This is a genomic window from Methyloparacoccus murrellii, from assembly GCF_054657115.1.
In genome coordinates, this window is the sequence record NZ_BAAHXD010000073.1 from 1 (window position 1) to 8,164 (window position 8,164).

The following is an 8,164-nucleotide window of genomic DNA, read 5'->3' on the forward strand; positions in this document are numbered from 1 at the left end:
CGTTGGCTTGGTCGCCGGGTGATACCAGCGTGCGGGGTGGCACTGGCTTCGGTTCCCGGCATGGGCGGGAGCTGCTGCTTTTCAACCGGCCGAACCGGTTGCCTTGCCCCAATCGCAGCGTCGGCCATGCCCGGGAGCCCGGCAGGTCGCGGCCCGCACGGATGGCACTACAATTGCCTCAGTCAGAGTGCCGCTCCGTTCATGCTTTCGGGCGGCTGTTCCAACGTGTGAGAAAAGGTCTACCGGCAGGTGCGGTTTCACCCGTCCGCCCTGCCGGGATGACTGAGTGAAGGAATCCTGTCACCGCATGGCCCGGCAATTGGGGGCCAGGTATGCGCCTGGCCGGAATGGGGTGTTTGGGCTCAGGACCAGCGGCGTTGGCCGGATGCCGCCCCCCGGTTCGGGTGAGGCAGGGCAATGGCTCAGGGTGCGCTTCGCGGGACACCCAAAAGGCGGAGCCTTGGGTCTTTCCGGGTTCCCTAGCCTTGATTGCTGTCGTGGAAGGCAGATTTGGCGGAGAGGGAGTCCGCTGATACAGGTTTTTGGGGGCTGATAGTTGTCCCATATAGTCCTGAAAATCATAGGGTTAGTGTCTTGTAGGGTCCCATGGTGTCCCATATAATCCCCCACTAAAGGGGGATAGATTGGGGGATGGGTTCTCTGTCCCCCACCACATAGGGGGACAAGCCATGAGACAGAAGTTATCGGCCCGGGCAGTTGCAACGATTGGCCCGGGGAAGCATGAAGATGGGGGCGGCCTTCGCCTTGTAGTGAGTCCATCAGGCGCCCGGCGGTGGGTCTTGCGGCTCACGTGGGAAGGTAAGCGGAGAGAAATGGGGCTTGGGAGTTTCCCGGCCGTATCACTTGCAGACGCACGACAGAGAGCCCTAGAGGCACATCAACAGGTAGCGGCCGGGGTGGACCCCTTCGCGGCCCGGAACCGGAAAGAGGTCCGTACCCCCACGTTCACATCTTGCGCGGCGGCCTACATCCGGGCGCATCGGCACGGCTGGAAGAACCGCAAACACGCCCGGCAGTGGGTGGCTACCCTGAAGACCTATGCCCGGCCGTTCATGGGTGCCCTGCCCGTTGATCAGGTCGGAACTGAAGCGGTCTTGCAGGTCTTGCGGCCTATCTGGCTCACACGTCCCGAGACTGCCAAGCGGGTGCAAGGCCGGCTTGAGAACGTCCTAGACTTCGCGGCGGCCCGTGGTTGGCGTGATCCACTCAACCCTGCCCGCTGGCGGGGCCATCTGGCCATGATGTTACCCAAGCGGTCCAAGGTCCAAGCGGTGGAGCATCATCCCGCTATGCCCTTCGAGCAGGTGCCCGCGTTCATGCGGGAGCTTGCCGAGTCTGAAGGATTGGGATCCAAGGCCCTGCAATTCCTGATTTTGACCGCTGCCCGGTCCGGGGAGGTGCTGGGGGCGGTTTGGTCGGAAATCGACCTAGAGGCCCGTATATGGACCATACCCGGGACCCGCATGAAGGCGGGGCGAGAACATCAGGTTCCCCTGTCTGATGCTGCCATGGCGATTCTGGAAGGGTTGCCGAGGGTATCGGGTGAAGGGTGGGTATTCCCCGGACAGCGGGCCGGGCGGCCGCTATCTGGACAGTGTCTGCTGCAAACCATGCGCAGGATGGGGTATGGGGTGGGGGGTTCCCGAGGGGATTTTGTACCCCATGGGTTCCGCTCTTCATTCCGGGATTGGGCGGGGGAAGTCTCGACCTACCCCAACCACGTGTGCGAAATGGCCCTAGCCCATGTGATTGAAAACAAGGCGGAATCCGCATACAGGCGGGGGAGCTTGCTGGAAAAGCGGCGGGCCATGATGGGGGAGTGGAGTGATTACGTGATACCCCCCGGGGGTAACGTGGTGGCGTTCCGCCGGGTGGGATGATAATGGACAGTTGACAACCACATGGGAGTGTCATAGGTTAACTGTCACGCGGTTGATACAGCCGCCCCAATCCCACTACACGGAGGTTCACTGTGGAAGATTGTTACTTGAGGGTCGAGCAAATTATCGGGAACCGCAAAGCCGGGACCCGTGGCCTGTTACCTATCTCGAAGAGCCATTTCTGGCGTTTGATTGAAAGAGGGGACATACCCAGACCGTTGAAAATCGGTTCTAGGGTTTCCCTATGGCGGGAGCGAGACATTCGGCAAGCGCTGGCCCGTATGACCGGGGAAGCCGCCTAGCTATCGGGCCGGGTTAGGCCCGGCAAAAACAAAGGCCGCCATGGCGGGCGGCCTAAAATCAAAGGGAGATTGATCGATGGGAATTATAACTTCTCTACCCGAGGTCCGTTCAGTTCTGGACCTTGCGGCTCAAAATGGTTTAGCCAATTTTGCTACCCGGGAAGACTGGCTTGGGGGTCTTGGGTGTTTTGCCAAGACAGCAACCGAGAACGATACCCCTTGGGATGAAGCCGAGGCGGCCGCCCGGGAGTTCTCTGAAAGTTACCCCGACTATGACCCCGAGGTATTCAATGCCCAATGGTCGAGTGTGAAAGAGCGGGCCATATCCGGCCGGAGAATGATCGGGGTTGGGACCTTCATCAAGCGTCTGAAAGATGCGGGCATCGATTGGAAGCGGGCCGTTATTGCGGACCCCTTCGCCAAGGCTGAAGAGATGCTATCCAAGGCGGAAGAGCAACGGGAGCCGGGACAGGCCGATGAGTTCGACTACTTCAGGCGCAAGGGTTTAACGGGTATCGAGTGCATAACCCTTGTGGGTTCTCAAGCGTGGGCCGCCTATCACGACCATACAGGCGCGGAGCTTTTGGCTATCCAAACCTTCGGGGCCGATGGGTCCAAGCGGTTCAAGGCGGGGAGCAAGCTGGACGGGGCATGCTGGGACCCGCTCGGGTGGTACGTAGGCGCCGAGACCCGGCGCGTGGTTCTGGTTGAGGGGGTGGGCGATGCGCTGGCCATCGTTCAGGCGTACCGGGAGGCGGGTAATCCTGAGATTGAAGAGGGGCGGACGGTCGTCCTGGCGGCCGGAAGTGCCGTGAACCTTGCCAAGCTGGTGGGGGTTTTGGCCCCGTTGGGTATCCCCAATCCCGACCCCGATTCGCCCTTCATTAGGGTCCCCCTTCGAATCACGCTTGCATTGGACAACGATAAAGCGGGCCGGGCGGCCGCTTCGAAGATTGCGGCGGCAATCCCCAAGTGGATCAGTTATGCCTTGCCCCCGGGAGAGTGCAAGGATTTTGACGATGCGCGGCGGGAGGTGGGCGCGGCGGCCGTGGTGGCGGCCTTGCAGGCGGCCGATTGGAAGCCGGAGCCGGCGGCCTTGGAGGGGGAGTTAATTCAGGCTGAAAGAGTGGTTACCAAACCCGGCCGCGGCCGCCCCCGCAATGCCAACCAAGGCGAAATTATCGCCGGCATTCGCGGCCTTGAGGCGGCCCGGGAATGTCTGGTGTATTTCGATTCGTTCGAAGATCAGGTTTTTGTCTGCTGGGGTGAAGATGAGGCCCGGCCGCTTGGGGACCGGGACCTTACCCGGGCCGTGGTCGAGCTTGAGAATTGCGGCCTTCAAGGTGTAAGCCGGGATTTTGTCCGGCATGGTGTCGAGTTCGTGGCTTTCGAGAATCAGCGGGACTCGCTGCGGGAGGCGGTGCTAGGGTTGCCTTCGCCTTCGAGGTTTATCGACCCCTTAGGTTTGCTGGTTCGGTACATGGGGGCGGCCGATACCCCGCTCAATCGGGCCGTGGGCAGGTACATCCTGCTGAAGGCCCTAGACCGGGCATTGAATGCCGGGTGTATGTCGGAAATCGTGCCGATTCTGTTGGGGGCTCAAGGGTGCGGGAAGTCTACTTTCATCCGGTTGTTGCCCTGGGTGCCGGAGTGGGCCGGGAGACTCGATTATCACGATGAATCGGCGGAGCGCATCCGGCAACTACGCGGCAAGTGGATCGCGGAATGGGCCGAGACTACCGGACTCTCGAAACGGGACCGGGAATACATCAAGGCCGATATAAGCCGGCAGGAAGACTCACATACCCCGAAATACTGCGAGATGGCCCGTATTCGGAAGCGGCAGTATTTTGTGATCGGTTCAAGCAACGAACGGGAGTTGTTCAGTGACCCCACCGGGTCCCGGCGGTTTGCCGTTGTGGAGGTGGGCCGGTTTGACCAAGAGGCTTTTCTGCGGGACCGGGCTGATATTTGGGGGAGTGCCCTACAGGTTTACAGGCAGGAAGAGGGGCGGTGCAATTATGCCGAGGTCGAGCGGTTGGCGGCCGAGGTGGCCGGGGAGTATGAGGCGGTAGACCCGTGGCAGGCTTCGATTCTGGACTATGTGCGGGACTACCCCGCCAAAGGCGAAATCACCATTGATGGCGTGGCTAAGGCCGCCCTGAAAATCGAGGTCGATCGACTGGATCAACGAACATCCAAACGGGTGGCGGAGGTGCTGCGAGGGCTGGGGTTCGGTCGTCGACGCATCCGGGCGGCGGGCGGCGGCCGCTGCTATATCTTCGTCCCCGATGGGGACAAATTTACCGCCCGGGTCCGGTTGTGACCCGGGGCGGGGCGGGCTGTCCCCCGTGGCCCCCGTTGTCCCCCCACTTTCACCCTTGTTACCCAGAAAAAAGAAAAGGGGTGTTACGCGGAAATGGGGGAGGGGTGAAAATGAATTTATGGGGCTACATAAGAAAAATGGGGGGACAGCGGGGGACACGGGGGACAGGTTCGAGGATTTTTCAGGCAGGGAGGCCGTATGAGACAAAGTACACACGCGAATAAAGCCGCCAGAGTGGTGGAGTTGGCGCTTGCTGGATTGAACCAAGCGGAGATCGGGCGGGCCGTTGGTATCGGGCGGACAGCCGCCAATCGTCTGATACATCGGCCCGAGGTTGCGGAGGAACTGCAAGCGCTGCGGGCGGCCGCCATGCTTGAAACATGGCGGCAGTTTGGCGGGTTGCTGCAATCGTCGATTGAGTACCTGCAAAGCGCCCTTGCGAGTCCGTTGACGGACCGAAATCAAAAAATTCGCATTGCCAGCAAGATGATGGAACTGGGGTTACACGGCGGACCCATGGCCCCCCAGCAGGCTGTAACCCTATTCGCGGCCTTGGGCGGGACCCGGGATGAAGAGAGGGGAGCCCCCGCCGTGGTGGCCCACCCCCACCCCGACAACGACAGCGGCCGTGGGTGGCCTACAGACAACGACACGGCCGCCAGCGCGGCCGATGAAAAGGACTTTCCACAACGACACGGAGTGTTACGCCATGAAGACGAAGAGCAAGAGATCAAGTAAGCGGAACCTAATCAGCGTGGACTATCCCGCATATAGGGCTATAGATCGATTCAGGGGGGCGATTTTTGGCGCTGCCCTTGAGTTGATAGAGGACCGGGCAGGCGCTACGGCTGAAGGGCGGGAGGCCATTGAAGAGATCCTCAAGGGCGTGGGTGTGCTGGAGAGGCTTTCCGGGCGTCATACTGGCCGGGCGGGGCATACCATCTGTAAGCCTGAGACCAAGGGTTTACCCGTCTATGTCGAGTTGAAGCTGGGCAGTGCCGGGCAGATGGACTATGTAACGCTTGAGATAGGGGACCGGAAGGTTCGCTTTTGAGTCTTGGCCGGGTTCGGAACGCAAACTTGCGTTCTGGCCTAGCATCGTCCCGGTTGGGGATTTTTGGAAAATTCTCTTTCGGGACTATTCAAGGCGGAGGGGTATTCCTGCCAGAAAAGTATGGCCGGGGTCTCTGGCGTGGGTCTTGCTGGGCAAGAGTCGTGCCGTTGACTCTGGCACGTCGATTGCTTGGCAATGGTGCCCCTGTCTGAAGAGAGGGGACCCCCTTGCGGGGTGGGTCCGTTGTTGCGAGACTTGGGCCGTGTACTGAATTTGCCCTGGACCTTGGGGACCCACGCCGGGGACGGCGGCCGCTACAGCATGACGCGGCAATAGACCTTGGAATGAAGCGGTGACCGGCGGGAATTTTCTCGCCGGGTTGCCCTAGATTTTGGACCCCGATAGACCCCAAGCCGGGGGCCGTTGGGGGATAGATTGGGGGATAGTCTCGGAGCCCGTCTTGTAAGTGATTGATTTACAAGGGGTGGAGACTCAAAAGTGGCGGAGAGGGAGGGATTCGAACCCTCGTGCCGGGTTTCCCCGACCATCCGATTTCGAGTCGGCGCCGTTATGACCGCTTCGGTACCTCTCCTTAAGAGCGCGGCATTATAGCCGAAATGACGGCTCCATCGATAGCGGTGGCAATTCCCGGACAAGCCGGGTTGGCTGTCATCGGCGGGACTTGAAGAAGCTGCGCAGCTGGCTGGCGCAGATTTCCCCCAGGATGCCGCCGGTGATCTCCACCCGATGGTTGAGAAATTCCGCATCGGCCAGCTGCAGGGCACTGCCGGCGGCGCCGCGCTTGGGGTCGGTGGCGCCGTAGACGATGCGCCGGACCCGGGCGTGACTGATGGCGCCCATGCACATGACGCAGGGTTCCAGGGTCACGTACAGCGTGGTGTCGATCAGCCGGTAATTTTCCAGCACGGGGCCCGCCGCCCGCAGCGCAACGATTTCGGCATGTGCCGTGGGGTCATGCGTCGCGATGGGCCGGTTCCACCCCTCGGCCACGATGTGGTCGCCGAGCAACAGCACGGCGCCCACCGGCACCTCGCCCGCCTCCTGGGCCCGCTCGGCCAGTTCCAGCGCATGGCGCATCCAGTGCTCATCCCCTGCAGAAGGCTCCATGTGGCGGCGGGATCAGTTTCGCCCAAGGGGCGCGGGCGGTTTGCCGGGCACTTCGTTGATCATGCGGCGGGCGACGAGGTCAAGCAAGCCGCAGGGCAGGCGAGCCTCCTGCCCGAGCGCGGCCACGGCGGCACGAGGCAGGGTTTCGAGGCGTGTGTTCATGCGGTTGGATCGCTCGGCGGGGGATGAGGTTCTGGCTGGGCATTATCCTGGCAATGCTCGCCCCACAATCAGGGGGACATGCAACGATTGCTGCCCAGCCTGGGCAGTACGATGGAGCAGGTCCGGCCCATGACCGATCCCGCGCAATCGGGCTCTCAATAGCGACCGCAGCCTGGGCCGCAACCCGGAAGGACGGAGCGAGATCTGGTGTGGGTTAGCGGGTAATCCTTATTTCCACTCAATAATAACATTGCGAAAATGTTGTTTATTTACAAGGACTTGCACGTTCCGAAAGTGAGTGTGTAAGTTTTGTGCGACATTGACAAGCAAAGTCGAACTCTTAAAGAGTTAGTTATGGAATGATTATACACGTCGTGCAACACTCATCTTCTTAACTCCGAAAACACCTTTTCCATACATTTATCCTTCGGATGCATACCATCGAAAAAGTCTTCCGAAGAACAACCTACCTTAGTTGGATCATAAGAGCCAATAAGACCGATTCCGTAAGTCACGGCTATTTCTCTAAAAATGGACTCAATTTCCAAAAATTCTCTATTTTGTAGTCGCATAAGCTCATATAAGCTAGGATGATATGGCGACAGTACTAGCACAACTTTACGATTCTCTGCTTTAAGTTTTCCGACAAATTTTTCTAAAATACGTCTGGCCTCGTTCGAGAACTTGTAGTTAGACATAGCATAAGAAATATAGCTAAGAACACCACGCTCAACCTCTTCTCGCGACTTATTAGCATAGGCTAAATTATAAACACGGCTACCATCCTTGCGGATCTTGTCTGCCAATGAAGGCGCGTCATCCTCAGCCCAAATTTTACTTTGACTAACAGAGTCATAAAATTTAACGATAGAATAATTAAAGCTCAAACTAGAAAGTTTTGTATTATTGTCAGCATCTTTAGCCATTCCAAGCTTAGAAAGGGCTGAGCTATACTCAGCTTCCAAAGATGTCCAACGTGCCTGGCCAGAATTAACATTAAATATCCAAGGGTCAGCGCCCAAGAAAACATACTGTGGATTAAATTTATTGGAACTCAACTCCCAAATGGCAACTAAATCTTCTATTGACGCGCCACTAACTGAAAGATTTAGCAAGTTGAAATTAGTTCCCTTACTGCTAGCCTGCATTATTCTAGAAGAACCTATAGCTATTGCATCCGGATGAATATTTTCATACTTAATTCTGTTCTTAACAAAAATACGCTCGTTGATATTTGAAGAGTAGATGACACCGTGTGATGCCAACTCTTTCGCCATAATTTCTTCTCTAG

Annotated in this window: 8 protein-coding genes and 1 tRNA gene; 5 read left to right on the forward strand and 4 right to left on the reverse strand. The window is 58.5% G+C overall.

The genetic code is table 11. The annotated features are described in order from the left end of the window. The first annotated feature begins 689 nt into the window (after positions 1–689). From ACYQ1H_RS14840 to ACYQ1H_RS14860, 5 genes are all read left to right on the forward strand, one after another. Positions 690–1,901 (forward strand): tyrosine-type recombinase/integrase, encoded by a 1,212-nt coding sequence (locus ACYQ1H_RS14840; RefSeq protein ID WP_460028823.1) that lies wholly within the window; start codon positions 690–692, stop codon positions 1,899–1,901. A 92-nt stretch (positions 1,902–1,993) separates the two neighbouring features. Further along, positions 1,994–2,203, forward strand: coding sequence for a helix-turn-helix transcriptional regulator (locus ACYQ1H_RS14845; RefSeq protein WP_460028824.1), 210 nt, complete (start codon positions 1,994–1,996; stop codon positions 2,201–2,203). A gap of 76 nt (positions 2,204–2,279) precedes the next feature. After that, the gene (locus ACYQ1H_RS14850; RefSeq protein WP_460028825.1) at positions 2,280–4,529 is read left to right on the forward strand and encodes a VapE domain-containing protein; all 2,250 of its coding nucleotides are present in this window, start codon (positions 2,280–2,282) and stop codon (positions 4,527–4,529) included. A 198-nt stretch (positions 4,530–4,727) separates the two neighbouring features. Continuing rightward, entirely contained in the window at positions 4,728–5,267 is a 540-nt protein-coding gene (locus ACYQ1H_RS14855; RefSeq protein WP_460028826.1) for a hypothetical protein, read from the forward strand. Next, positions 5,239–5,583, forward strand: coding sequence for a hypothetical protein (locus tag ACYQ1H_RS14860; protein WP_460028827.1), 345 nt, complete (start codon positions 5,239–5,241; stop codon positions 5,581–5,583). The genes ACYQ1H_RS14855 and ACYQ1H_RS14860 overlap by 29 nt, the downstream gene beginning before the upstream one ends. Positions 5,584–6,082: 499 nt before the next feature. Here the strand turns inward: ACYQ1H_RS14860 and ACYQ1H_RS14865 are convergent. The 4 genes from ACYQ1H_RS14865 to ACYQ1H_RS14880 form a co-directional block, all read right to left on the reverse strand. After that, a tRNA-Ser gene (locus ACYQ1H_RS14865) sits at positions 6,083–6,175 on the reverse strand. Positions 6,176–6,252: 77 nt separating this feature from the next. Further along, the gene (gene tadA / locus ACYQ1H_RS14870) at positions 6,253–6,711 is read right to left on the reverse strand and encodes a tRNA adenosine(34) deaminase TadA (RefSeq protein ID WP_460028828.1); all 459 of its coding nucleotides are present in this window, start codon (positions 6,709–6,711) and stop codon (positions 6,253–6,255) included. A 12-nt stretch (positions 6,712–6,723) separates the two neighbouring features. Next, complete coding sequence (locus ACYQ1H_RS14875) at positions 6,724–6,873, reverse strand: hypothetical protein (RefSeq protein ID WP_460028829.1); 150 nt, start codon at positions 6,871–6,873, stop codon at positions 6,724–6,726. 383 nt (positions 6,874–7,256) lie between these two features. Beyond that, positions 7,257–8,164, reverse strand: a 908-nt coding sequence (locus ACYQ1H_RS14880; RefSeq protein ID WP_460028830.1) for a DUF1574 family protein, incomplete at its 5' end; no start/stop codon positions are given.